The organism is Shewanella psychrophila (assembly GCF_002005305.1).
Taxonomy (GTDB): domain Bacteria; phylum Pseudomonadota; class Gammaproteobacteria; order Enterobacterales; family Shewanellaceae; genus Shewanella; species Shewanella psychrophila.
On sequence record NZ_CP014782.1, the window covers coordinates 5796244 to 5818139 of the forward strand.

General features: G+C 42.0%; 35 protein-coding genes and 1 pseudogene. 15 read left to right on the forward strand and 21 right to left on the reverse strand.

Going from position 1 to position 21896, the window contains the following annotated elements:
- Window positions 1–4: 4 nt before the first annotated feature.
- The 5 genes and pseudogenes from sps_RS25285 to sps_RS25300 form a co-directional block, all read right to left on the reverse strand.
- A complete protein-coding gene (locus sps_RS25285; protein ID WP_169915940.1) occupies window positions 5–238 on the reverse strand; it encodes a holin in 234 nt (77 codons plus the stop codon).
- 10 nt (window positions 239–248) lie between these two features.
- Entirely contained in the window at window positions 249–482 is a 234-nt protein-coding gene (gene lysC, locus sps_RS29285; RefSeq protein ID WP_418346783.1) for an Rz1-like lysis system protein LysC, read from the reverse strand.
- Complete coding sequence (locus tag sps_RS28635; protein WP_077755029.1) at window positions 391–687, reverse strand: hypothetical protein; 297 nt, start codon at window positions 685–687, stop codon at window positions 391–393. Before sps_RS28635 ends, lysC begins: the two co-directional genes overlap by 92 nt.
- 187 nt (window positions 688–874) lie before the next feature.
- Window positions 875–1348: pseudogene (locus sps_RS25295) on the reverse strand (lysozyme); the annotation flags it as partial.
- Between the two features lie 35 nt (window positions 1349–1383).
- Complete coding sequence (locus sps_RS25300) at window positions 1384–1719, reverse strand: DUF4406 domain-containing protein (RefSeq protein ID WP_077755031.1); 336 nt, start codon at window positions 1717–1719, stop codon at window positions 1384–1386.
- A gap of 873 nt (window positions 1720–2592) precedes the next feature.
- Between sps_RS25300 and sps_RS25305 the strand changes: the two genes are divergently transcribed.
- Together sps_RS25305 and sps_RS25310 are read left to right on the forward strand one after the other, a co-directional pair.
- A complete protein-coding gene (locus sps_RS25305; protein WP_077755032.1) occupies window positions 2593–2934 on the forward strand; it encodes a helix-turn-helix transcriptional regulator in 342 nt (113 codons plus the stop codon).
- A 276-nt stretch (window positions 2935–3210) separates the two neighbouring features.
- Entirely contained in the window at window positions 3211–3414 is a 204-nt protein-coding gene (locus sps_RS25310; protein ID WP_077755033.1) for a hypothetical protein, read from the forward strand.
- A 73-nt stretch (window positions 3415–3487) separates the two neighbouring features.
- Here the strand turns inward: sps_RS25310 and sps_RS25315 are convergent, their stop codons facing one another.
- From sps_RS25315 to sps_RS29010, 5 genes are all read right to left on the reverse strand, one after another.
- Window positions 3488–3847 (reverse strand): hypothetical protein, encoded by a 360-nt coding sequence (locus tag sps_RS25315; RefSeq protein ID WP_144046876.1) that lies wholly within the window; start codon window positions 3845–3847, stop codon window positions 3488–3490.
- On the reverse strand, window positions 3837–4055 hold the full coding sequence (locus tag sps_RS25320) for a helix-turn-helix transcriptional regulator (protein ID WP_077755034.1): 219 nt from the start codon (window positions 4053–4055) through the stop codon (window positions 3837–3839). The genes sps_RS25315 and sps_RS25320 overlap by 11 nt, the downstream gene beginning before the upstream one ends.
- A 55-nt stretch (window positions 4056–4110) precedes the next feature.
- Window positions 4111–5361, reverse strand: a complete 1251-nt coding sequence (locus tag sps_RS25325) for a tyrosine-type recombinase/integrase (protein ID WP_077755035.1) — start codon at window positions 5359–5361, stop codon at window positions 4111–4113.
- Window positions 5362–5527: 166 nt separating this feature from the next.
- On the reverse strand, window positions 5528–6202 hold the full coding sequence (locus tag sps_RS25330) for a replication protein P (RefSeq protein WP_077755036.1): 675 nt from the start codon (window positions 6200–6202) through the stop codon (window positions 5528–5530).
- Window positions 6199–6942, reverse strand: coding sequence for a helix-turn-helix domain-containing protein (locus sps_RS29010; RefSeq protein ID WP_149027358.1), 744 nt, complete (start codon window positions 6940–6942; stop codon window positions 6199–6201). Before sps_RS29010 ends, sps_RS25330 begins: the two co-directional genes overlap by 4 nt.
- Before the next feature lie 162 nt (window positions 6943–7104).
- Here sps_RS29010 and sps_RS28640 point away from each other — a divergent pair, with 162 nt between their 5' ends.
- On the forward strand, window positions 7105–7272 hold the full coding sequence (locus tag sps_RS28640; RefSeq protein ID WP_169915942.1) for a hypothetical protein: 168 nt from the start codon (window positions 7105–7107) through the stop codon (window positions 7270–7272).
- A gap of 196 nt (window positions 7273–7468) precedes the next feature.
- On the opposite strand, the gene sps_RS25340 is transcribed toward sps_RS28640, so the two are convergent.
- The 3 genes from sps_RS25340 to sps_RS28370 are packed head-to-tail and all read right to left on the reverse strand — an operon-like array spanning window position 7469 to window position 8902.
- Window positions 7469–8038 (reverse strand): hypothetical protein, encoded by a 570-nt coding sequence (locus sps_RS25340; RefSeq protein WP_077755037.1) that lies wholly within the window; start codon window positions 8036–8038, stop codon window positions 7469–7471.
- Entirely contained in the window at window positions 8031–8675 is a 645-nt protein-coding gene (locus sps_RS25345; protein ID WP_077755038.1) for a hypothetical protein, read from the reverse strand. Before sps_RS25345 ends, sps_RS25340 begins: the two co-directional genes overlap by 8 nt.
- Window positions 8666–8902, reverse strand: coding sequence for a YdaS family helix-turn-helix protein (locus sps_RS28370; RefSeq protein ID WP_149027359.1), 237 nt, complete (start codon window positions 8900–8902; stop codon window positions 8666–8668). Before sps_RS28370 ends, sps_RS25345 begins: the two co-directional genes overlap by 10 nt.
- A 130-nt stretch (window positions 8903–9032) precedes the next feature.
- Here sps_RS28370 and sps_RS25350 point away from each other — a divergent pair, with 130 nt between their 5' ends.
- Window positions 9033–9533 (forward strand): helix-turn-helix domain-containing protein, encoded by a 501-nt coding sequence (locus tag sps_RS25350; RefSeq protein WP_077755039.1) that lies wholly within the window; start codon window positions 9033–9035, stop codon window positions 9531–9533.
- A gap of 24 nt (window positions 9534–9557) precedes the next feature.
- Here sps_RS25350 and sps_RS25355 read toward each other — a convergent pair whose 3' ends face one another.
- Genes sps_RS25355 through sps_RS25365 form a run of 3 tightly spaced genes read right to left on the reverse strand, consistent with a single transcriptional unit; the run spans window position 9558 to window position 10748 of the window.
- Window positions 9558–9866, reverse strand: coding sequence for a hypothetical protein (locus tag sps_RS25355; protein WP_077755040.1), 309 nt, complete (start codon window positions 9864–9866; stop codon window positions 9558–9560).
- Window positions 9859–10356 carry a hypothetical protein gene (locus sps_RS25360; RefSeq protein ID WP_149027360.1) on the reverse strand — a complete coding sequence of 166 codons (498 nt, stop codon included), beginning with the start codon at window positions 10354–10356 and terminating at the stop codon, window positions 9859–9861. The genes sps_RS25355 and sps_RS25360 overlap by 8 nt, the downstream gene beginning before the upstream one ends.
- 44 nt (window positions 10357–10400) lie before the next feature.
- Window positions 10401–10748 carry a hypothetical protein gene (locus tag sps_RS25365; RefSeq protein WP_077755042.1) on the reverse strand — a complete coding sequence of 116 codons (348 nt, stop codon included), beginning with the start codon at window positions 10746–10748 and terminating at the stop codon, window positions 10401–10403.
- 158 nt (window positions 10749–10906) lie between these two features.
- Here sps_RS25365 and sps_RS28375 point away from each other — a divergent pair, with 158 nt between their 5' ends.
- The 11 genes from sps_RS28375 to sps_RS25415 are packed head-to-tail and all read left to right on the forward strand — an operon-like array spanning window position 10907 to window position 17459.
- Window positions 10907–11227, forward strand: coding sequence for a hypothetical protein (locus tag sps_RS28375; protein ID WP_149027361.1), 321 nt, complete (start codon window positions 10907–10909; stop codon window positions 11225–11227).
- A 21-nt stretch (window positions 11228–11248) separates the two neighbouring features.
- On the forward strand, window positions 11249–11494 hold the full coding sequence (locus sps_RS25370) for a hypothetical protein (protein WP_077755043.1): 246 nt from the start codon (window positions 11249–11251) through the stop codon (window positions 11492–11494).
- 4 nt (window positions 11495–11498) lie between these two features.
- Window positions 11499–11750, forward strand: coding sequence for a pyocin activator PrtN family protein (locus tag sps_RS25375; protein WP_077755044.1), 252 nt, complete (start codon window positions 11499–11501; stop codon window positions 11748–11750).
- Between the two features lie 22 nt (window positions 11751–11772).
- Window positions 11773–12330 (forward strand): phiTE_072 family protein, encoded by a 558-nt coding sequence (locus sps_RS25380; protein ID WP_077755045.1) that lies wholly within the window; start codon window positions 11773–11775, stop codon window positions 12328–12330.
- Complete coding sequence (locus sps_RS25385) at window positions 12327–12833, forward strand: hypothetical protein (RefSeq protein ID WP_077755046.1); 507 nt, start codon at window positions 12327–12329, stop codon at window positions 12831–12833. The genes sps_RS25380 and sps_RS25385 overlap by 4 nt, the downstream gene beginning before the upstream one ends.
- The gene (locus tag sps_RS25390; protein WP_218919617.1) at window positions 12830–13363 is read left to right on the forward strand and encodes a hypothetical protein; all 534 of its coding nucleotides are present in this window, start codon (window positions 12830–12832) and stop codon (window positions 13361–13363) included. The genes sps_RS25385 and sps_RS25390 overlap by 4 nt, the downstream gene beginning before the upstream one ends.
- Window positions 13360–13890 (forward strand): hypothetical protein, encoded by a 531-nt coding sequence (locus sps_RS25395; protein WP_077755047.1) that lies wholly within the window; start codon window positions 13360–13362, stop codon window positions 13888–13890. Before sps_RS25390 ends, sps_RS25395 begins: the two co-directional genes overlap by 4 nt.
- The gene (locus sps_RS25400; protein WP_077755048.1) at window positions 13887–14207 is read left to right on the forward strand and encodes a PapB/FocB family fimbrial expression transcriptional regulator; all 321 of its coding nucleotides are present in this window, start codon (window positions 13887–13889) and stop codon (window positions 14205–14207) included. The genes sps_RS25395 and sps_RS25400 overlap by 4 nt, the downstream gene beginning before the upstream one ends.
- Complete coding sequence (locus sps_RS25405) at window positions 14204–15166, forward strand: phage N-6-adenine-methyltransferase (protein WP_077755049.1); 963 nt, start codon at window positions 14204–14206, stop codon at window positions 15164–15166. Before sps_RS25400 ends, sps_RS25405 begins: the two co-directional genes overlap by 4 nt.
- Window positions 15163–15792 (forward strand): hypothetical protein, encoded by a 630-nt coding sequence (locus sps_RS25410; RefSeq protein ID WP_077755050.1) that lies wholly within the window; start codon window positions 15163–15165, stop codon window positions 15790–15792. Before sps_RS25405 ends, sps_RS25410 begins: the two co-directional genes overlap by 4 nt.
- Window positions 15789–17459, forward strand: coding sequence for a DNA cytosine methyltransferase (locus sps_RS25415; protein ID WP_077755051.1), 1671 nt, complete (start codon window positions 15789–15791; stop codon window positions 17457–17459). Before sps_RS25410 ends, sps_RS25415 begins: the two co-directional genes overlap by 4 nt.
- 45 nt (window positions 17460–17504) lie before the next feature.
- On the opposite strand, the gene sps_RS25420 is transcribed toward sps_RS25415, so the two are convergent.
- The 5 genes from sps_RS25420 to sps_RS25440 all read right to left on the reverse strand — a co-directional run bounded on the left by sps_RS25420 (window position 17505) and on the right by sps_RS25440 (window position 21713).
- Window positions 17505–17807 carry a hypothetical protein gene (locus sps_RS25420; RefSeq protein WP_077755052.1) on the reverse strand — a complete coding sequence of 101 codons (303 nt, stop codon included), beginning with the start codon at window positions 17805–17807 and terminating at the stop codon, window positions 17505–17507.
- A gap of 216 nt (window positions 17808–18023) precedes the next feature.
- The gene (locus sps_RS25425) at window positions 18024–18368 is read right to left on the reverse strand and encodes a hypothetical protein (protein WP_218919618.1); all 345 of its coding nucleotides are present in this window, start codon (window positions 18366–18368) and stop codon (window positions 18024–18026) included.
- A gap of 10 nt (window positions 18369–18378) precedes the next feature.
- Window positions 18379–18624, reverse strand: coding sequence for a hypothetical protein (locus sps_RS25430; RefSeq protein ID WP_169915944.1), 246 nt, complete (start codon window positions 18622–18624; stop codon window positions 18379–18381).
- Between the two features lie 339 nt (window positions 18625–18963).
- Window positions 18964–19401, reverse strand: coding sequence for a hypothetical protein (locus tag sps_RS25435; RefSeq protein ID WP_077755054.1), 438 nt, complete (start codon window positions 19399–19401; stop codon window positions 18964–18966).
- A gap of 2 nt (window positions 19402–19403) precedes the next feature.
- Complete coding sequence (locus sps_RS25440) at window positions 19404–21713, reverse strand: MIX and LysM peptidoglycan-binding domain-containing protein (RefSeq protein ID WP_077755055.1); 2310 nt, start codon at window positions 21711–21713, stop codon at window positions 19404–19406.
- Window positions 21714–21896: the final 183 nt, after the last annotated feature.

The window sequence follows — 21896 nt, forward strand, 5'->3', positions numbered from 1 at the left end:
CACCTTAAGTATCTTCTTGTTCCAACTTATCCATTTTTGCTTTAATTAATTGAGTCTCTAACTCATGCAATTCTGCATCTCGTCTGTTTCTTGCAGCCTGGTAAATCCAGTTGATCACGAAGGTCAACACAGCGAACAATATCCCTATCCAAAGCGCTATATGATTCACTGATACGGCTCCCCCTGCAGCGGTTGTAAAAGAGGCTCCATAGGCCGCAGTTGATATTCCTTTTTGCATATTTGGATCATTAATCATCTGTATGAACCTCCCACCACTTTCTGAGTCTTAGCCAGTCGGTATTACATTTCGCAATAACACTAAGCAACAATAAACTGTACTCAAGGTGATCGGCATTAGTCATAATCGGTTCAAGGGGCGGTAGGCACTCACTAATCATTTCCTTTGGAGGTAATACATATTCTGTCTGAGTGGTGGACACTGCTCGCACAATTAGCGGCTTGCTTGAGCAGCCTGGCAGCATCAATAGGCAAAGGAGTATTGGCCCAATCATTAACTTGTTCATCGTTGGAATCCCTTAACCTATCCAGCTGTTTTGATAGTTGATAAAAGGCAGTTTCAATCTCATTTTTAGCCTGATAATTTTCAATATTTAGAACCGATATTCGTTGGGCCTCTTGCCTTAAGCGTTCTTTTTCAACTTCGGCTTTCCTGACGTTCTCAGCCATAAAGTTCAAATCGGTCTGTAAAACGGCTTTGGCTAACGAGAGCGTTTCAATTTCACTTTCTTTAATGGCAACTTCTGAACGGACCAGAGAAAGGGAAACTCCTAGTAGGACGATCGCTATAATTAAAAACGCAATGATATACAGGTGAAATCGACCACCTGCGGATAGCAGCTGTCTCAACATCAATTAACTCCTCTAAACAAATTTTCCTTTCTGCTTCACGGCGCCGTATTAATCCAGGTAATTTTTTACTATCGGCATAGACCCAACGTGACAGTTCATTACAAGCCCCAACTCTATCTGCAGCTAAAAGCTTGCGACGAAGCGTTGAATCTCTGAAAGCCCCAGGCCCAACGTTATAGATAAAACTGAGATACGCTGCATGTTCACCGTCAGTGAGCATCACCGGATGTGATAACCGTAGAAGTTGCCTATCGAACTTAGCTAGGTCTTTGGCGAATAACTCTAGACACTGCTGTTCGCTGAAAAATTGGCGATGCTCCAGCTCTGGTCCTGTGTGACCATAGCAAGCAGTAAGAATGCCTACAGGATCAATATAAGTTTCCAAGACACGCCCCTCGAAAGGAGCCACTAAAGTTGTCCCAGCAAAAACGGCTACTGAGGCTAAACCAAATGCCGCAAGTTTTTGGGATAAATTCATCGTTAACTCACTAGAATTAGTAGGCCTTAACTCGGCTAAGCAGAAGCAGTTAAACCAAGTAAAGCGATGTCATGATCAACACCTTCTTGATAAACAATTTTGAGGTCGAGCTTTTTAGCTAGGGCTTTCTCAGCCATCGCTCCATCCGAGAGCTCCCAGCCGTCAAGAACGTATATCTCATCAGCGCACATCAACATGGGAATGCAGATCTGCATATATTCAGCTTCACTCAGACCCGCTGGGAGTATTGCCGGGTTAATTACAATTTTTCCTAATTCTTTCTGAACATCAGCAGCGAGATTAAACGCCGAACGGTTGCAATCAACCAAACCGGACATTGGCCCAGCAATATAAACCTTGCTACGAAACATAAACCCACCTAGAAACAGGCAAAAAAATAGCCCCTAAAAAGGAGCTACGAAGCGAAAGACGGATTGAAATAGCTAAAACAGAGCAATAACAAGCTTAGCTAAATGTACCTATTTAAAGGGGGATAAAAAAGGTAATAAACGACCGAAAAACAGTAACAATCGACCTAAAATGTTAAATTCCCTAAACGAGTAATCATTAGTTATCAGTTAAGTGATAACTTTTCACTTTTAACAGGTCGATGACAGCGGACAGAACGAATTACCACCCCCTTAACTACGAACTCATCGAACTCCTGTATCGTAATCGAGTTTAATCCTCCTGGATCAGAATAAAGAACCTGATACTTAGTATTTATAAAGGATCTGGAATGATCGCAAAGTTGGTGTATTAGATCTGAGCCGAGCCCCTCAGAGAGGGATGGTGAATAGCTGATGCAAACTCTTTAAAATCAATGCTTAATTGGCTATTAGCAGTAATGGATAGAGATTAGGGCTGACAGGTCACAATAAAACAACAACCCCAACCCCAAAATCCTCATACATAGTTAAGCACTGAGCCTCGCCGCCCCCGCAGTACTTTCAGCCAGAAGGACCCGCGATTAAATATTGAAGATTATTAGCGAATATAATCTGAATATTATCTCTATCTATGATTTTCACTCATCCAATTACTCGACTAAACTATACAACAGCAGTAACAAGGGCACACAAAAGAATCAACAAAACCACACAATAATACCAATAACATAAAATTAGGTTAATACCATTGTGACTGACATGGTACCTAGATGCTAATCAGGGTAAATTCCGCATCCAATATTAATCCGTCTTTTAGCCAGATCCCCCTAACAAAGGGTGGAAGTGAGGTTAACCATGTCACCAAAAACAATCATAACGATTATCAAAAATAAGCGTATTGAAAGTAAAATGACACAAAAGGACCTAGCCCAAAAAATAGGTATGAGTGAGAAAACATATCAGCGAATAGAGAGCGAAGCTGTCGATATGCGCTTAAGTCAATATTACAACCTCATAACGGCACTAGGTTTAACCGAATTGGACGTCATCTTAGACTCTTTTAATGTGGATACCGTGACAGATAAGGATATTGTCGCCGCTACTCGGTTACTTTTACCACAAACACGGCATAACCTTGTGCACATGATAATATCTGAATTTCAGCGCTTCCAAAACACAAACAAAAGTAAAGTATAGCGATACCAAGCCTTCCTGGTCTGATAAGAGACACCGGATGCCACTCTCCTAAAATTTGTATTTTGGTCGTAGGCCTTTGAGACCATAGGCAACTGAGGATTCTGGTGACAAACCTTTCCACCACCCCTAAATATGGGGAATTAATGCATAAAACGGACTAATATTAGGTTCGTTATTTACACTATTAATTGAATATGTAATATCTCAGCCCTATTAACTCCCGTTTGATGTTACCAGTGCCCTATCCCCTTATATTACCAACCAAAAAGATATGACATGCATACCCAAAAATTTGATGAAATAACATTTTCCTATTTGCTTAAATTACGCCGAGCGAAAACTCTTACTACATTAGAGACCATGACCCTTGCATTGGAGCGGGATCACCCTTTAGCTAGTGAACAAGAAGCGATTGCTGCCGCATGGGTTCTAAGAGAGAAGGAGATAAATTCCGGAATGTTATCAAACTTGGTCGTATAACGAACCATCGTCAGGCTTGATTAGTTGATTATACAGGTATTTCTTTGATTCATCTGACAAACTAGCCGCCATTTTACCCCCCGATCAGCGCTATCTCTGCGCGTCTTAACCAAAACAAAAATGTTTTATTATTGTCGAACCCCAATAGCTGCCACTGGCCATTGCAAATATATTGCCCCCTTAGTGCTCGACGACAATCTATCGCTAAGGTGTACACCTTCATGTCATATAAATTGATATGATCTGGCGGGATATGCTCACGACTTCCGCCGCAACTGCTAGGCGTGAATGGTTCTTTTAGCCGATCACAAGCGCTTCGACTTGAGTAACCTTGACCCTGCTCTTGCTGCGCCCAATAGCGGCCCCACACTTTCAACTCTTTGCGCAGTGTCTTAATATTCATTAATGCGTCGCTTTGAGCCTCATGCTGCATGGCAAGCCACCTCAGTCACTTTATCCAGGGGCAATTGAAATACCTGGTCGAAAATAGCTGACAGATCATCATAAGAAACTGCAGTCCTTCCTCGTTCCCAACTACCATAAGTTTTAGAGCTAATCCCATAAATCTGCGCCACCTCATCTTGAGTAAAACCTCTGATCGTGCGACCTGCTTTGAGTAAATCTGAGCCTTTTTTCTTCATAAATTCCCCCAAAACCTACCAAATGCATACTCTATTAGTAATGATGCAGTCATAGTTATACCCACCCACTAGCCATCTGGCTTTGAGGGTTCTCATAATCAATGTTTGATCTAGGCAATATCTCGGGCGCAACAGAAGAAAATCCCCGATCAATCAAATAAGCATGATATTGCTCTAATGCTTGGGACATTCCTTTGTCGAGAGTTGATTTAACATAGGTGCGCAACAATACAGGCAAGGCGTGGTTAACTAAGCGCTCCCCAATCATGGTATCGACCCCCAGATCAGCCACCATAGTCCGAAATAAAATACGCAGATCATGGCTAGTGAAATGCTTGAATCGAATATGAGTATTCCACTTATGTGCAGTACGGATCGAAATAGGCCCCGCCATACCAGGAAACAGATAAGCTCGCTTACCCACATGCTTAAGTTGCCACAGCTTATAACGCTTAAGTAACACTCTTGCAGACTCAGTTAATGGCAATCTATGCTCTTGTTTATTCTTTGCATGGCTAGCGGGGATCACCCAAGTATCACCAGCAAAATATTCCCATCGTGCTTGGCGAGTCTCATTAATCCGGGTACCGAACATCATCATCAGGACAAACAACATTTGTACAGGCATGAGTTCAGCGCTCAAACGAATAAACAGCTCAGTCAAATCCGTTTCAAAAAGGCGGGTATCTCTGGCACCATCTAACTTTATCGAGTCAGTTACTTGATAACCGGCAATAGGATTGGTATTGAGTAAACGAAGCTTTGCAGCTGCTGCGAACGCAACCTTCAGTTTATTCACAGCCTCGCGAATATAGTTGGGAGAAAACTCATCTTGAAGCATCGTCTTAACTAAATGGGTATCGACTTCAGAAAAACTGATCTCACTCAACCTCATCATCCCCAATCGAGGCATAAGATGGCACTTAATCAACGAAGCAACATTACTACGCCAGCTGGCACTATAAGTTGAATTGTTTTTGATATGAGCCTGATACCAGTTAAGGAGATCAGCCAGCTTTTCAAACTGTCCGATCACCATATTTCCAGTACTTCGCTTAGCTAGCATGACAGGTAGATCATTAGTAAGTGTCTTGATACAGACACTCGGCCAAGTGGCTATCTTCTCCCACTTGGTTTCACCACCAATATTTAACACTAAAAATACACTGGCTTTATCACGGTCAGCATTAGCTCGTAAGCGTAATTCAGGAAAACGAAGGTCACGAAAATCGCGTGTAATACCACCTTTCAACCACCGCCTTAAAGCCGAATCATTTAATTTACTCACATCAACACCACTGGCCATACATACCCCGTTAACCGATATTCATACGTATTACAGGTTCCTTAACGGATCCGCTAATACTCTTATCAAAAAAAGTTCTTGCCATCGCACCGATAAAACAGACTTACCGTTATTAGAGTCAAAACCTGTAAGAGACTCCTGCAGTAAATAAACTTTTTGTATAAGTTTATTTACATTCATTAGCACCTCTTAAATCTAATCTTTTACGGATCAAGGCGATATTTTTCTTTGCCGCACTAGGATTAGTTGGAATATTCATCTTAGGCGGTAAAGCCTTAGGCAGCTGAATATCAAACACTTCGCCAGCTAGAAACCGACGAGTCACCACATCATAATTACGGATAAACACCTCAAACACTTCCTTTTTGTTCGCTCGGCTGAACATCCAGCTCCCCGTTTCTCGCATAGCTAACCAAACCAATTCATGAGTCCAACTGTGATTGGCTGCACAACGATAATATTTAAGCGCCTCACGGAATGCTTGTTCTGGCTCAGGTAAGCCAGCATCAATCGCACAAGGTAGACACCAAGTACAAAACTGACGTGGTGAGGGCCAAAACTTTCTATCCCCTACTTCACGCCGAGCACGATCCAAACCGTATTGAACTTGATCACGGCTACGCACTTTTTGTGCAGCCAAAGTTTTTAACCACTCAGCCTTATGAGTTCCTTCAACATCAGATTTGGGTGCGCCAACAGGAAACAGAATTTTAAGTTTTTTGAACACGCTATCTACAATATCGATATCCATATCTGATGGAACAGGCCTACCAGATGCCGATCCACCAACACCTACTATCGGCCCTGAACTCAGCAAGGTTTGCAAACTTTTAGCTCTCATATCAAGGGATCCTTGTCATTAAAAACATGTTGAATCCAATCATTATTCAAATGTTCGGGATCACCGGATACTTGCCCTAGCCTTGCCTTGCTAACGCCAGCATTGGTCAACCAAACCAATTCAAACCCACGCCAATTTCGAGTCACACACTCCGCTAAACAATCATCGATTGGATATCCAGCCGCAACGGCAATATGCAGTTGTCTTGCAAGACGGCTAATCACCGTCTGACTCACATCGGCTTTTTGGCGTTTTCTCATTGCCATCCAATCAGCCAAGGTCTGCTCACTTGGCATGCCTGGCCAGCAAGAAAAGTCCAATTTAGGAATTTGTATCGATTTTTTTGCTTTAGTTTTTAAAGGTTCATTGACTGGTTCAAAAGAGTGACTGATTCCGGTGCTATCTGACGGCATACCCCCTGTGCTATCTGACGGCACACCTGTGCTACCTGACGGCATAAGGGGGGCTATCTGGCGGCATAGGGTCAAAGTGTACATATTACTGCTATTTCCCTTTGGCCCTTTTCGATTTGTGATAGTGAGAAAACCAGCCCCCTCAAGTTCCTTAATATGCTTTCTGACCGTGCTTTTAGCGATTTCACACTGGTCTGCAATATGCTGATAACTCGGCCAACATTCGCCGCTATCGCTGGCATTATCAGCTAGTTTAATGAGCACCAGCTTACGCAAAGGATTACCCACCTTCGACTTCATGGCCTTAACCATCAACTCCATACTCATATTGATCTCCCCCGCTCAACCAGCTCAGAAAAAGCAGCCGAATTGACGTAACATGCTCGTTTGCGTAACATGAAATTGCCTCTCTTGGTATTAAGCCCGCGTTCGTCGCCAAACATCAGCGGGCTTTCTTATTTCAGAATATCTCAATAACAGGACGTTCAAATGCCAGATTCAACAGAGCTAAAAATCGCAAGTAGAGAATCAGTAGCACTCGATTTAGCAATGGATATAGCTAAAAAAGAGAACCTTAAACAAAAACCAGATGAGTACCGTTCAAAACTACTCGACCTGTATAAAGAATGTTTAACAGCGACTAAAGGGAATCGTTAGGTTCCCGCAACTTCTTAATCTCATTAAGCATAAAAATAATGTCACTCGGATCCCAATTAGGATTCACATCAATCAATTTAAAAATAAGGGTTTCTTGCTCTTGATTACTCATAACATCCTCGATTCTTGGGTAATGTAAATATCAAACTCTCTTGGTATTAAGCCTGCGTTCGTCGCCAAACATCAGCGGGCTTTATTATTCCTGAATATCAACCGTGTTCAGATCATGGAAACAAGCAAGGTCTTTAGTAACTCCCACACCGAACAATGGCGGTTCTTCAGTGATTCCGTTAACAACATCAACTGCCCCATGAACAGAACAAGCTTTAGCTCCTTCCAAACAGCAAATAAGGCATTCAGGATCAAACAATGAATTCTTAAGCTTTAAGATTTCTTTTGAGCGAAGAGATGCATGGTTAGACTTGGCCAGATGAAGCTCTCTAGCAATCCCACTAGTAGCGGCTGCTTTGTGTTTAAGTAATTCCGCCTCTAACCTTTTTAGTTTTGCTTGTAGTTCGACTCGTGACAGCCCTTTGTTATCACTTAACTGATTCTGCTCTATGAAAATTGGCTCAACCTTCGTTTCAGGTTTCAGCCTATCGGCTTGAATTAGCTCTTTACATAAAGCTTCTGCCCACGATTCAGAACCAACCCCATACTGAGCATCGTGACAACCATTAACGAATGTTCTAACGCTGTATCTGGCCTCACTAATCTGAATTAGATCAACTCTGACAACTGTGCTTGATATAACTTGATCAGCCATTATCGGATCCCTTTAGTAATTTAAATTCACGATTCAGGCTTAGAAACTCCTGCCGGGACTTATCATGATCACGGCTAATATCCCGATATTTTCGTTCAAAATAGACACCTGTATTACGAGCCTCTTTTAAACTGTTATTCAGCTTTTCAGCATCACCAACCCGACTCAATAGCCGGACTAACAAGAACTGTTCTCGATTTACATTCGACGAGAACTTCATAGTTTCGAGTACGTCACGTTGGTCATTAAAATTAGTTGTTAGGAAAGGGGATACCACCGGCTTAACATGTCCACGGTTATTGACGTATAACAGGCCGAACTTAGGCGGCAATTCACTAGGCTGAATTAAATCGGCTGGGCACATGTAATAACGCCAATTTCCCAAACCAACTGTCTGGCCATTCCTATGCGCCTTCTTTTTATCAGCAAGAAAATCACCTCTGGAAACTTTGACCTCAACCATAACCGAGCCGACATACCCATTAGCATTGCGAAAACCAATCGCATCAGGTATTTCACCTTGCCAACCACTTTGCACTTCACTCACCGCAACATGACACCCATGACCGCCATTACTATTTGAGCGTTTGAGCCATTTCACGGCAATGTCACAAAGAAAGCGATGGGTTAACTGCATATTGCTTCCCCAGGAATAGGGTAAACATCTGGCCTCAATTGGTACTCAAGCACCCCTCCATGAGTTACCTCTACGATCTTACGAACATCTTGAGCCTGGATAGTACGATGACCATTAATATAGGAGCGAACCGAAGCCTCTGATTTATTTAGTACCGATTCCAGCCTTAGAATAAAAGCAGACCGTTCAGGACGACTCAAGCTGTCGTAATATTTTTTTAGTGACATGGTTAACCTTGGGTATACATTTTGTATACCCAAATATACACCAAGATAGAGAAAGATCAAACAGAAATGATACGTTTTGTCATGTTGTGGTATAATAATACAGTGTGTATTATTTATAGGGACCGAGTGTATGGATGTTTTGGAGTTAATTCAGGGTATGAGTAAACCAAAATGGGCAATAAATGCCGAAGTGCTAATGAAGCGCAATGGCATTCAGCAAGGTGATCTTCTAGATACCTTTGGTGTGACCACCAAAGGTGCAATAGGTCATTATTTTAATGGAAGAAGGGAACCTTCTTTAAACGGACTTATTAAGCTGTCAGAGCTACTTAATATCAATATGTCCCAACTATTTGAAGGAGATACCCCATCCACCAGTGAAAAGGGGCAACTTAGCTCAGCTCCGGTTATTACAGAGCAACAGCATTTAACAGATGCATTAAAGTTACTAGCAAGAGCAATTGAAATTAGTGCTGATGATGCCGAGGTGTTCTTTAAAGTCTATGAAAAAATTGGAGCTGATAACATTTTGAAAGCTTCACGAATTCTAGCAGAGGCTGATTATCAATCTACGGATAAAATATCAGCAGTTATTGAAATTCAAGACTTTATCAAACGAGCAGCAAGCTAGAATTACATTAGCTTGCCACCTTTTCTAACTGGCTATTCTCAAGTGAGATTTATTAGCTGCTCTAATTCTTTTCGAGACTGCGATCAAGCGTTCATCACATAGCTTTAACGTTCGCATATATTCGCCCATATTATCACTATTCTCCTCAGCTTCAGCTCTATCCATTGCAATCTTAGTTAGCTCTATATAATACACTTCGCAGTTAACACCAGTGCTCACGCTTTGATCATCAACTGAACAAGTTAAATTTGATTTTTTGATAATTTTGATAACAAAATAGAGCGTAACGACAAATAAACTAATAAAAATAGAGACGGTAATAAGATTAAACATTTTTCAACTTCCTTCCCTGTAATGTTGATGCAAACATAAGATAAACAAGAGCAAATGAATTTAGCAGAGGTATACCATCACGGTAGATCTCCTTCAATAGATCGCTACCAAATACTTGCCGCTCGATATACCGTAGCATTTGAAGGGACATTAGAACAGCCAACAACAAACACATTACAATACAGTCACGATTGTAATTCAATCCCTCGACTTGATGCCACCTAAAAATAGTATAAATAGCCAGGAAATCGATTAAAGCAAAACCAAAGTACCAAAGAAAGCGATCTAACGGTACATTCCCTGTGGTCTTGAATAAAACAGGTTCTATGCCATCCATAATGACACTTGCAATAACCCAAACAACGAAGCAGATAAAAAAAGAGTTCACTGTTCGGTTTTTAAACAGCCAAAAGACCAAACAAAACATATACCCTATTAAAATCATAAGCCCATTTTGATAGAGATCTGTATTCCATATTCCATTATTCACTTGAAACCCCACTCAGAATAAATCCGTTAGTCGCAAATTAACTTTTACATGAGCGGTTCATTACCACTACCATTCCCCCGCAAATTCATGCCAGCTTCAGTAATACTTAATGCCTCCACTTTAGGTGGCTCATTACCGTTTCCATTACCATAAGACGAAACTCCTATAGATTGATTAACTTTTGGAGGCTCATTACCATTCCCATTACCCATAACTGTTACCTCAGCCTTTGAAAGCTCAATAGCTTCACTTGATAAAGTCACTGAATCACCAGAAACATTTGAAAATGCTAGTTCTGATTTAGGCTGAGCCTTCTCACTCTTTGACTCTATATTTTTCCCGTCATCCAAACTGACGGAAACACTCTGTACACCTACTGTTGTTATATTCATGTCTTTCCTTTTACCTATCCAATCAAACCAGAACAAATCGTAGCAATTTTCTACACGGTCTGAAACAACTCTTGTATGGATTATACATATTGTATTGACAAACTCAAACTCGAGGCCTACATTATGTATTTCGATATACATAATGTAGCGAGCTGAGAATGATTTTATCTAAAATGCCAGATACCAAAAAACAAAGAACTGAATTTAGAATTTTAATATCTATTCGATTTGCCTGCCTAATGGCTGCTGAACAAAACCCTATGGATTGCCATAGAGTACAAAAGCGCCTGGCCGAGCTAAATCATTATCTCATGTACAACCAGGCATCTAGATTGTTCTATCGCTCTTACTGCAATCAGGCAGGTGAATTAGGACAAACCTTCGCGTTAAGAGTGCAAGATGAACAAACCGCTAAGGTTTATAGAATCAATCACTCTGTACTGCCAAACGTACACCAACTCTGCCCTCGTTCTGCTTAAGAGAGATAAGGAGTAGCCATCATGAACTCATTTCAACAACTAAAACATTACCACGACCAACTGAGATCAGAAGTGAATATCACTCCCTTTCTCCAATGGCATGACGCACGTATAGCTGTGTGGCAGCAAGAGGTTATCGACTCACCTCAACACGCTGCCAGCTTTAGAAAATTAATCAAGGCTACCAGGGAAGCGAAACTGAGAATGATTGAAAAACACAATGAACTTAAACACCAAGTTTCATTACAGCGAAAACAAGGGGCATAAACCAATGAACACCACCTTTTTACTCATGGCTCAACTAGGTAAAGCAGTTGTTCATCTTGAAGATATCAGTAATGAATTCTTTGGCCTAAGTGCTACTACAGCAAAGAACTACGCCAAAGCTGGCCGCTTGCCAGTACCGGCTTATCGCACGTGTAACAGCAATAAAGCCCCGTGGTTAGTCAATGTTTCTGATTTAGCTCAGTACATGGATAAGCAGAGGGATATAGCCAAACGAGACCAAATAAACGCAGCTTAAATTTAAACAAGGACGAACTCCCATGAAAATCGAACAAAGTACCGTCACCAAGATCAAGCTAACTGAAATTAAAGATTTAGACCCGGTAACAGTGATCTTAGAAAACTACGCACCAGGTAAAGGCAAGATCATTATCGAATGCTATGGCGAAAGCTGGTCCAGCTACTGGGGTGCCATGAGCGGTGACTCAATAGAAGAATTCTTTGTTCGTATAGATCATGGCTATGCAGCCAATAATCTTCGCTACATGGAAAGTGTTATTGATGATTTTGAAGCTATCACACCGCTTGTTCGTCAACGAATTATCACTAAGCGCCGCCAAGGAAGTATTTCAGCATTGGCAGCTAGGGAATTGTTTAATCAAGAGGATTGGACAGATTTAGTACCAACTCATCCATATGATGACTGGTTACCACCCTCCTTGGTTGATGAGTCTGACTTTAAAGGGCTTGAGCTTGAAGAGATCAGCATTCCACAAAAACCAAACCCTGATTACCAATATCTCTGCCGGATCATAGAAAACGTGCAGCAAGGTCTCAAACTCTATATCGATAGTAAGCCAAGTAAGGAAGCAGCATGAGCACAAGTTATTACAAAATTACAGATCAAGTCGTTGTGGCTGCATTTACAGATTTTGAAAAACAGAAAAAGCAGCTTATCGAACAAGCCAACAAACTAGCCACATTTTTTGATGGTAAACCCATATTCTCAAGTGACATGCACAGCATGAGGCTTTACGGGATAGAACTAACTAACTTTGAATCACGTTCAGATAAATGGTTTTGGACAAAGCCCCAGCGGAACAGAAAATATGCATCAAAGCCGAGAGCCAAAGCCCCTAAAGCTGCAGATAGAAGTGAATTCAATTCAATTCTCACGAGCTGGAAAGAATTACTTCCTGAATCAATTAGCCGAGAAGACATATTTGCAAGCATAGGTTGCAGTTGGGGAGACTTTTTCTTTAATGGTCTGAGCGTATTCTCCCACAACGAAGTCGTCTACATCGCTACCGCTGTCAAAATAACGAAGGGTGTGGAAATTCTAGGTAGTGAATTTAGCGCCGTAAAGGAGTTGGCAGCATGAGCACAAGACTAGAATGCAGCCGCAGAGAGTGCCGCTGGACTGGAGATTATTCAACAGTATCAACAACTGGCATAGGCCTGATCACTTATATTTGTCCCAAATGCAGTTGTGACAGCTTCTTTGACCTACCTAAACCAGTGATCACTGAGCGAGTAAAACATGCCAATACACTCATCAAGGTTATCTCTGAACATGGTCGCAAGTTCTTTAATACCAAAGACGTTACCGCAACCATAGAGTTAGATAAAAACGGCAAGGTATGGTTTGTGGACGATTACAGCCAGCGCCGTATCTACACCCACTATTCAGGACGATGGAGCGGATTTTCTCATGGGGGCACCTTGCGGGGGCTAATTGAAAGCATGCGTAAATACATCACCAAAGGCCATCAGATACCTCTTGATTGGATAGCACCGACTCGTAGAAATCCAGCAAACGGCGACATATGGGGATACGGAATTGAAGCAGCTAGTGCCGTCCGAACAGCAGTGGCAAAGCTCCCTATCATAAAGGTTAGAAGTGAAGCATGAACAAATCAATCACAGTACCAGCGTTCTTACTTGAGATGTCACAGCAGTTAAATTCCCAAGATAACAGGATCACTGCGGATCCAATTTTTATGGTCTGTTATGACAAATGGTTAACCTGTGCAGATGATCGGGGAAATAAGACCATCTTCCTTGTTAGTGACGATGAGTACTACGAATACGCTGAATTCTCAGAGGTTGTTAGCCACATGGCTGAGTACCATGAAGAATGGGCCGTAGCACGATGTTCGGACGATGAAAAGAAGGAACTGTCCGAAGCCTTAACGGAAGACAATTTCGAGTGGGTAACACTCCCAGAAAGCGTCACCATAGAGCGAGTTGAAATGCAAAAAACAATGGAAGTGGTCAAAGCATGCCTAACCGAAGCCGATGCCAAAGTGTTCATAACGCGTAAACAACACGATTATGCACCACTTTATATCTATGCATTTTCTATGTGTTTCCCCCCCAAAATGATTGAGTTAAGAAAGTGGATCATGTCACTAACTCAAAGAGAGGTGACCACATGAACTATCTCTTACCTGGTGGCGAACAACTTAAGCGACTGCAGCTGCTACTCAAACTCACCAAGATAACATCAGAGCAGCAGATCAACGCACTAACTGAGCACTACGTAAACGGGCTGTCAGCCGAACGTGCTGCAGCAAGGTTTCAGATAGAAAAGTCAAACCTTTCACGTGCCCAAACAAGGCTTGAAGAAGTGACTAGCATAGTCGAACAGATCAAAGAGCTTGATTGGTCTCAACTCAACGCAGTCCCTATTTCAAACCAACAAAGTTCTCAGCTAACTGATGCAGACAATAAACGCGATGGAGTCAAACAATGACTGCCAAGAATTCAAAAGTTAAGACTAACGCCTACGCACAGCAATTAGATGATCTTAAAGCCAAAGGCGCGCACTTACTAAAAGAAGTCGGTGATCAATGGCAAACTCCGACACCACTATTCTGGGGTATTAACGCTAAGTTTGGTCCTTTTGTGCATGATATTTTTACCGATGGCCATAACAGTAAATGTCCTAGTTTCTATACAGCAGAAGACAACGCATTAGTGCAGGACTGGACCAAAGACTTTGCCGGCGGTGTAGGCTTCGCTAACCCACCTTACTCTCGCCCCTGCTTAGATGATGATAATCAAGCCATCACAGGCATGATAAAAATAATTGCCAAAGCACTAGCTGAACGTGAAAAAGGCGCTAAGTTCGTCTTTGCTATAAAATGCGCCCCTTCTGAAGTGTGGTGGCCAGAACAGGCAGATCATGTTTGCTTTGTTCGCGGCCGCATCAGCTTCGAACTCCCACAGTGGTTTATTCCTGCCAATGAGAAACAAGAAGCCAGTAGTGCGGGATTCGGCATGGCCATTGTTGTTTTTGACAAAAATTGGACGGGTGAACGCCTTAGCTATATCAGTCGAGATGCATTGGTTAAGCAAGGAAAGATGTTACTGGATATGGTTGAGGCTACAGCTAAATCACAGGGTTATATACCAGCAAACATTAAACATCGACCTGACGATAGCGAGAATGGCGAACAGATAGATTCGAGTCAAATGGATATTGAAGATCAGATAGCAAGAGCAGAAAAGAAAGCTATCTGGCCCAACGAGGTGATCGCCTTAGTTGAGCAAGCTTTTATTAATAACCCAAATAAGCAAAATGATTACCGCTATCAGCACCTATGCGAGTCGGCCAACAGTCAACTGCTCGCAGGTAAAGCCGTAGCCGATATTCTCGTTGACTTTGATCTGCAGCTGACTAAAACACAATCTATTCAGGAGGTAGCATGAACCAACCTAAAAAAGTAAAAGCATGGCTTATTAGCGAAGAATCAGAAGGTCATAGCTGCATAGTTTTTCATCATCATGGATTAGCAGCTAGACGCCTTGGGGCAAACGAATTAGATGTTGAATTTGAGTCAGTAGAATCTTCACTAAAACCAGAATTTGATCAATATGCAGAAGAAGGGAAGGTTCCAACAAAGGTACTGCTTGAAAATGGTTGGTGGTTTGAGTGTCACCATTGCGGTAACAAAATAATGAGTGAGCAGATAGATGAAGATTCTAAACGAATATCAATAAACGAAGTCATTGTAGAGAGCGATACTCTCTACTGGGATTCCATTTACTGTGACACCTCATGCTACTCAGCTCATCAGGCCGAGATAACAGCACACAATGATAAAGCAATTGCTTTTAAAGATAAGGTTTTAAACACTCGACCAGACTTAAGTTTTGTGGAATTCAGAGGTGAATACCCGCAAGTGTACTGTACTGCATCATTTACTTTTGATGGCGCTCAATATGGCGGTTCAGTTGCTTGTGGAAAAAATGGAGAGCTTGATTGGCGAGTTACTGCAGCTGATTTACCAGCATGGAAAGAATACGAAACGAAACGCAAAGGAGTTTCAGCATGAGAGGGATCATCGTAGACAACTTTGCTGGAGGTGGGGGTGCATCCGAGGGCATAAGCTGGGCATTAAGACGCAGTATCGATATTGCTATAAACCATGATCAAGATGCTATCGCCATGCACTCAGCCAATCACCCTGACACCTTGCACTATTGTGAATCAGTATTTGACGTAGACCCTGTGCAAGCCACAGCTGGTAAGCCCGTAGATCTCGCTTGGTTTTCCCCCGACTGTAAACATTTCAGTAAGGCTAAAGGAAGCAAGCCGGTAAGTAAACAGATCAGGGGGCTTGCCTGGATAGTGATCCGCTGGGCCTTATTAACTCGTCCTAAAGTAATCATGCTGGAAAATGTTGAAGAGTTCAAAACTTGGGGGCCAGTAGTTGCCAAAGAGGTCACAAAATTTGATGTAGATGGGACACCTTACACGGAGACAGAACAGTCACCTTGCCCAGACCGCAAGACTGAAACCTTCAAAGCGTTTGTAGATATCTTATCTTCCGGCATCGAAGCAGATCACCCAGCGCTAGCCGAGTGTGTTGAAGTGCTAGGGCTAACCGAAGTAACCCTGCTAATCAAAGGGCTTAATTATAAAGTCGAATGGCGCGAAATGCGTGCCTGTGACTTTGGAGCACCTACCATTAGAAAGCGCTTATTCATGATAGCCCGTTGTGATGGTCAGCCTATCCAATGGCCTGAGCCAACCCATGGAAAGCCTAATAGTTTAGATGTGTTAAGTGGAAAGTTCTTACCATGGCGAACTGCTGCAGAGTGCATCGATTGGTCTATCCCCTGTAAGTCTATTTTTGGTCGCAAAAAACCACTCGCCGAAAAGACTATGCACCGTATTGCCAGAGGCATTCATAAATTCGTAATTGATGCAGAACAACCATTCATTGCTCCTGTAGAAGCAATGATAACCCCATTTATTACTGAACATGCAAATGCTAGCGGCCAACGTAATATGGCCGTTAATGAACCATTGAGGACTATTTGCGCTCAGGTAAAAGGAGGCCACTTTGCTGTTGTTACCCCCACTATAATCCGACAGTTTGGCAATAGTATCGGACATTCAATTACAGAACCTATGGGGACGGTGACAGCTGGGGGCGGTGGAAAATCAATTCTTACAGTGGCTAACCTAGCAAAACACTTCGGTGGTTTCTATACGGGACCAGGTGCAGACATAAATCATCCATTGCCTACTGTCACTACCGTTGACCATAATGCGCTAATCACTAGCAGCATGCTTAAACTGCGCGGTACCAATATAGGCTTTCCCACAAGCGAACCAGCTCACACCATTACTGCCGGGGGCTTGCATTTAGGAGAGTTACGCGCATTCCTGATCAAATACTATGGTAACGAAAAAGACGGTGTTGCCTGCACTGAGCCCTTACACACAATCACCACTGGTGACCGCTTCGGTCTGATCATGATAAAAGGTGAGCCTTGGCAAATAATCGATATCGGCATGCGAATGCTAGAACCTCATGAACTTTTTGCCTGTCAGGGATTTAATCCTGATTACATCATTAAAGACTACAACGGACGCACTACAAAAAAACAACAGGTAGCCCGGGTCGGAAACTCTGTTCCACCTCAATTCGCTGAAGCATTGGTACGAGCCAACTTACCAGAACTTTGCAGCCAACCGGCTAAAGCTGCTTAAAAATCGTCTCATTTATTGATTATAGAAAATTCTTTTATCTAGTTATTAAAAAGGTTTATTATGTCGGCAGATGGTATCGTAAAAACTGATAATTTTTTCTATCGCATTGCCTATGCCGACTTCATCTAAAGAGTTAATCGTTGCTTGGTATGTTCCATCTCCAACTGAAGACATTTCAGCCATAAAATCACGAAACTCTTCTTGCATAGAATCAGGCAAATCGTTTTCTGGAGTAATGTGAATGAGGCTAAAAGCCAGAGCGTTCACTAACCGCTCTGATTGACTAGGTACCCCAGTTAAAGAATGTATTGCCAAATGTAACTTTTCCCACCCGTAGCTTGAACTCATAACTACTCCCTTAATTTATCGATGACTTAACAGTTAGACCTAATATTCTCGCGATACCAATACAGATTTTGATGCAAGGTAAGCAAAGCTTGAATTTGATTTCGGATATAATTAAAGATCCTTTTACTCATAGTCTTATAAAATACAAATCAAATATTCAGTATCTTATTCTCTACTTCTTGCATTAAGCATATCTTAAACTCACCTCGATAATTTCTAGATCCCCTTTAACTTTAGAGAAAGAAAAGAAATGAATATCACCATAAAAAATAGCCAATTAATAACCATAAATATATCAAACGTTATTTTTTTCTCTTTTCTGCGATGTCGTACAAATGGGTATATCACACAAAACAATGAAAATATCCCACCAGAACCAAAGGATGCCATTGCGATATGGTGGGATTTTTTAAATTTTTCAGGTTTTGCCGCCAAGTTATCAACCAAGTAGTTAACATGTTTTCTATCACCGATACTATATACCACAAGGTAATACCCATAAGGAAACATCCACACCAGTGCAAACAATGCTACATAGGAAATAATTAAATCTAACATCATTATTTTACCTTCAAAAAACATTATTAATTGAGAAGTCTCCAAATCTACTATCAAGAATATATTGCTCTAGCCCTTCTTGAACTACTGAATCAACCTTTACTTCGACTTCGGCCAATAAGTCCTCTAATGGTGATAATTCATATAGATAACCTACCACTCCTTTAGTAGCTCCAGAGCCTAAAATCCCCCCAGCGACTGCAGCTCCACCAACAATGATCATAACCACCGGTGCAGAAGCAATTCCTATTACAACCACAACTCCCCCAGCAGCAGAAGCTCCTAGAGTACCTACAGCCCAGCCATCCTCCAGCAATGCCTCCAGTTTCAATGACAGCGGAACGGGCACATGATTCTAATTCATTGCAATTCTGTGTAACGTTGTAGACGCCACTAACTACGCTTAAACCAACTCCCACCTTACCGGCGTTTTCAGCATAACGAACCCACTTCGCCGTATTCGCAATACGCTTGCCAAGTTCAGGTACTGTACCTTGTCGCAGTATTTCATCAGCGTTATGGATAAGGGATTTTGTTGATTTGATACCAAGGCTTTTCTTTATCCCTTCATCGATGGGGATTTTCAGATTGTTTAACTTTAAGAGTCTGTTTTGCACATTGACTCAAATACAACATATTTTACCGCCATGAAAGGCATGTACCCAACAGGTACCCCACTACATTGTATGTAGCCTATATCTTTTAAATGGTTGGAGTACCATACTGAAAAAGTAATTGATGAAACAAGTGCAGATATGGCAATAAAAATTGTCGCTCGCACTAGTTTCACTCCAATAACGTGAGGTAAATCACGGCCATAAATTAATATGTAAACCTGATAGCTGGTGACCATAATAAAAAACAGAGGAATAAATAGAAAAACTACCAGTCCTCGTGTGTAAATAATGACATCGGTATAATTGAAATACTCTAGAACTCCTTGAAATCCAAATATGCCGGTTCCTACTGTTATAGCGATCCCTATCAATGTTGCAAAGAATGCTCTGAGCCGATTTGTTAAATAATTAGACTGCATAATTAATACATCCTTGGCTTAATATCTTGTATGGTACTTCTGATATAACTCCGAACCTCATTTTCTATGACTCTTTTACCAGCCTCCAGCATTCCATCTAAAATCATAGACCCCAAATCCCAAAAGCCATCTTCAATATCTCGTGCTTTATCTACAACTTCTTGCTGAGACTTCTCTAAATATTCAATAACTTGATTAGTTATTCCATACTTGTTATCTAAATAGTTTAAAAGCACAGCAGTAGCTAATCCCGCAACGATTACAATTCCAAAATTAACAACAACAAAAGAGGTAACGATGACGCTACCGACCCCCCATGTAATAGCAGAAGCTATACCGATCTTCACTACATCAGTCGCCATCGAACCAATGAATTCTGAAAGTCTTTGCTCATCTGTCAAAATGTAATCGACGATTCGGTAAGCTGCCGCAACGTAAAACGTTAATACCGCACCACTTTTAATAGAGTTGGCAAGTCCATATTTTCCGATACCCACTTGAACAATCTTGGGATTTACAGCACTAAAAGAGGGGGCGTTTAAGACTTTGCGTATACCTGCATAACCAGAGAGCTTTATCATCTCGGTACCACTTTTATTGAGATAACTTGTAGCCTTGATACCAACGCTACCTAATTGAGAAATGAGCATGGATGCTGTGACGACATCCTTACCATTTACACCGTAATTGATTAGTACCTGCCCTAACTCTGAATCAGTACCTTCTTTCCATAGCCCTTTTGTATCCTTCCATCCCCAATCGCGTAATACATCTAGGGCTTCTTTTAGCGTCAAGAACATAATGTGTTCATTATTTTCCTTTAGCTTGTCTCGTAAGGGTTCATCAGGGAAAGACTTAGTGTTTCGATTAACTAGCTCAACTAAATTGAGTACCGCCACATCTTTGAGTACCGATTGCTTAGTGATACCAATAACACCTGGTGCTAGTTGTGGTGTTGAAGATTGGTAGTGGATATTGTCTGCTCGGCTTACCGCTTGCGGGGATTGGGGGGGCTGAGTATCGACTTTGGGCTTATCTTGAGTTGCTTCTGATTTGGCAATGATTAAGATATCGCCGGCTTTAAGTTTCATCGGGTCTTGCTGGAAAGTTGGATTGAGTGCCAATAACTCATTAGGCGTCAGTCCGTATTGCTTAGCAATATCAGGCCAGTTTTCACGACCGGGACCATCATGGCTGGGGAGTACTGCATGGTTTTGTGGTTTAGCCCGTTGTTTGTCTTGTTGGCTCGTTTGTTCTTCTGCCCTTTCAAGCGTCGCTTCCTGGTTAACGGCTAAGATGGCTTTCAGGTCAACCGTGAATGCATGTGCGTTTAACCAAGCCACATCGATGCTATGAAACTCTTCTGTCGTTAACTTTTGCTTACTGTAGTAAATATGCTGAGGGGGGGCCAGTTGGCCATTGATTTTCCAATGTAGAAAAATACTCCCTCTTAATGCCGGAATGTTGACCTCATCGGATAAGGCATTTGCTGTCGAGTGAGTGATATTGAAATACCCCTTGGCGTCCTCGACTATCGCGTACTCATGTACCAGTTGACCTTGCTTGAAATGATAGAAGGCCCCTTGAGTCGGGTAGCCCAGCCTTTCACCTACCTGAACCGTAAGCTGCACCGGCACAAAGGACTCATAGACTTGTTGAGAACCTAAGGGCACCATCTTTACTGGTTTAACCGATAACTGGCTGTTCTTGCCTGTGGCCAGCATGTGCAGAAGCTGTTTAGGCTCTTCAAACTTACCGAGTGTGGTGAGTAGGGAATGCTTGCCTAATGGCTTGACCGTAGACAGTGCCAGGCTAGGTTCATTCTTGGTTTTAGCCAGCATGAAATAGCCATAGTTTAAGGTCTCTAAGCAAGGAGGAGAACAAGCGACCTCAACATTGTACTGGCAGGAGATAGGAATCACTTTCTCCTTCACCTTAGACGTATCTGGCGTGTAATCTAAAGGCGGAGAGGGGTGTAGTGACTCATAGGGCGCACGCTCAAAGGCAATACTGCTTCCGGCAGTATTAAAGCGCTGGGTAATCGCGGCTACCGCATTCGATGGAAAAGAGTAACTCACACAAACATTGACACTACGCTCACCTTGAGAGAAAGCAAACAGCGGACTTTGTGGTGATTGAGTCAATAAAACTGACTCCCCAGCTTCAAGGCTTTGCTTCACCTGACTTACTGAACCAGCAGTTGGCGCCAGACTCTCCCAATCTTTATCACTCAACCAAGAAGTGTCTGATTCGATACTGTCTGCGTCATGTAACATGAGCGCATCTATGTTGACTATCTTCCCTACCGGCATTTTTCTATCCTTGAAAGCGAGAGCATCCTACAAATCGCGTAAATATCCATATACAATATAAGTATTTACGACTTTACTTAATAAATCTTACCATCTATAAGGCCACTATTAAACTACTCAACTAATGGAGTTTTCAGGTACCCAAATCACCAGAAAAACCAGCGAGGTACCCTATAGGCACCC

Bases quoted from the DNA above. Each gene is read 5' to 3' on its own strand.
- sps_RS25285 (WP_169915940.1), bottom strand. From the start codon at position 238: ATGCAAAAAGGAATATCAACTGCGGCCTATGGAGCCTCTTTTACAACC.
- lysC (WP_418346783.1), bottom strand. From the start codon at position 482: ATGCTGCCAGGCTGCTCAAGCAAGCCGCTAATTGTGCGAGCAGTGTCC.
- sps_RS28635 (WP_077755029.1), bottom strand. From the start codon at position 687: ATGGCTGAGAACGTCAGGAAAGCCGAAGTTGAAAAAGAACGCTTAAGG.
- sps_RS25300 (WP_077755031.1), bottom strand. From the start codon at position 1,719: ATGTTTCGTAGCAAGGTTTATATTGCTGGGCCAATGTCCGGTTTGGTT.
- sps_RS25305 (WP_077755032.1), top strand. From the start codon at position 2,593: ATGTCACCAAAAACAATCATAACGATTATCAAAAATAAGCGTATTGAA.
- sps_RS25310 (WP_077755033.1), top strand. From the start codon at position 3,211: ATGCATACCCAAAAATTTGATGAAATAACATTTTCCTATTTGCTTAAA.
- sps_RS25315 (WP_144046876.1), bottom strand. From the start codon at position 3,847: ATGCAGCATGAGGCTCAAAGCGACGCATTAATGAATATTAAGACACTG.
- sps_RS25320 (WP_077755034.1), bottom strand. From the start codon at position 4,055: ATGAAGAAAAAAGGCTCAGATTTACTCAAAGCAGGTCGCACGATCAGA.
- sps_RS25325 (WP_077755035.1), bottom strand. From the start codon at position 5,361: ATGGCCAGTGGTGTTGATGTGAGTAAATTAAATGATTCGGCTTTAAGG.
- sps_RS25330 (WP_077755036.1), bottom strand. From the start codon at position 6,202: ATGAGAGCTAAAAGTTTGCAAACCTTGCTGAGTTCAGGGCCGATAGTA.
- sps_RS29010 (WP_149027358.1), bottom strand. From the start codon at position 6,942: ATGAGTATGGAGTTGATGGTTAAGGCCATGAAGTCGAAGGTGGGTAAT.
- sps_RS28640 (WP_169915942.1), top strand. From the start codon at position 7,105: ATGCCAGATTCAACAGAGCTAAAAATCGCAAGTAGAGAATCAGTAGCA.
- sps_RS25340 (WP_077755037.1), bottom strand. From the start codon at position 8,038: ATGGCTGATCAAGTTATATCAAGCACAGTTGTCAGAGTTGATCTAATT.
- sps_RS25345 (WP_077755038.1), bottom strand. From the start codon at position 8,675: ATGCAGTTAACCCATCGCTTTCTTTGTGACATTGCCGTGAAATGGCTC.
- sps_RS28370 (WP_149027359.1), bottom strand. From the start codon at position 8,902: ATGTCACTAAAAAAATATTACGACAGCTTGAGTCGTCCTGAACGGTCT.
- sps_RS25350 (WP_077755039.1), top strand. From the start codon at position 9,033: ATGGATGTTTTGGAGTTAATTCAGGGTATGAGTAAACCAAAATGGGCA.
- sps_RS25355 (WP_077755040.1), bottom strand. From the start codon at position 9,866: ATGTTTAATCTTATTACCGTCTCTATTTTTATTAGTTTATTTGTCGTT.
- sps_RS25365 (WP_077755042.1), bottom strand. From the start codon at position 10,748: ATGAATATAACAACAGTAGGTGTACAGAGTGTTTCCGTCAGTTTGGAT.
- sps_RS28375 (WP_149027361.1), top strand. From the start codon at position 10,907: ATGATTTTATCTAAAATGCCAGATACCAAAAAACAAAGAACTGAATTT.
- sps_RS25370 (WP_077755043.1), top strand. From the start codon at position 11,249: ATGAACTCATTTCAACAACTAAAACATTACCACGACCAACTGAGATCA.
- sps_RS25375 (WP_077755044.1), top strand. From the start codon at position 11,499: ATGAACACCACCTTTTTACTCATGGCTCAACTAGGTAAAGCAGTTGTT.
- sps_RS25380 (WP_077755045.1), top strand. From the start codon at position 11,773: ATGAAAATCGAACAAAGTACCGTCACCAAGATCAAGCTAACTGAAATT.
- sps_RS25385 (WP_077755046.1), top strand. From the start codon at position 12,327: ATGAGCACAAGTTATTACAAAATTACAGATCAAGTCGTTGTGGCTGCA.
- sps_RS25390 (WP_218919617.1), top strand. From the start codon at position 12,830: ATGAGCACAAGACTAGAATGCAGCCGCAGAGAGTGCCGCTGGACTGGA.
- sps_RS25395 (WP_077755047.1), top strand. From the start codon at position 13,360: ATGAACAAATCAATCACAGTACCAGCGTTCTTACTTGAGATGTCACAG.
- sps_RS25400 (WP_077755048.1), top strand. From the start codon at position 13,887: ATGAACTATCTCTTACCTGGTGGCGAACAACTTAAGCGACTGCAGCTG.
- sps_RS25405 (WP_077755049.1), top strand. From the start codon at position 14,204: ATGACTGCCAAGAATTCAAAAGTTAAGACTAACGCCTACGCACAGCAA.
- sps_RS25410 (WP_077755050.1), top strand. From the start codon at position 15,163: ATGAACCAACCTAAAAAAGTAAAAGCATGGCTTATTAGCGAAGAATCA.
- sps_RS25415 (WP_077755051.1), top strand. From the start codon at position 15,789: ATGAGAGGGATCATCGTAGACAACTTTGCTGGAGGTGGGGGTGCATCC.
- sps_RS25420 (WP_077755052.1), bottom strand. From the start codon at position 17,807: ATGAGTTCAAGCTACGGGTGGGAAAAGTTACATTTGGCAATACATTCT.
- sps_RS25425 (WP_218919618.1), bottom strand. From the start codon at position 18,368: ATGATGTTAGATTTAATTATTTCCTATGTAGCATTGTTTGCACTGGTG.
- sps_RS25435 (WP_077755054.1), bottom strand. From the start codon at position 19,401: ATGCAGTCTAATTATTTAACAAATCGGCTCAGAGCATTCTTTGCAACA.
- sps_RS25440 (WP_077755055.1), bottom strand. From the start codon at position 21,713: ATGCCGGTAGGGAAGATAGTCAACATAGATGCGCTCATGTTACATGAC.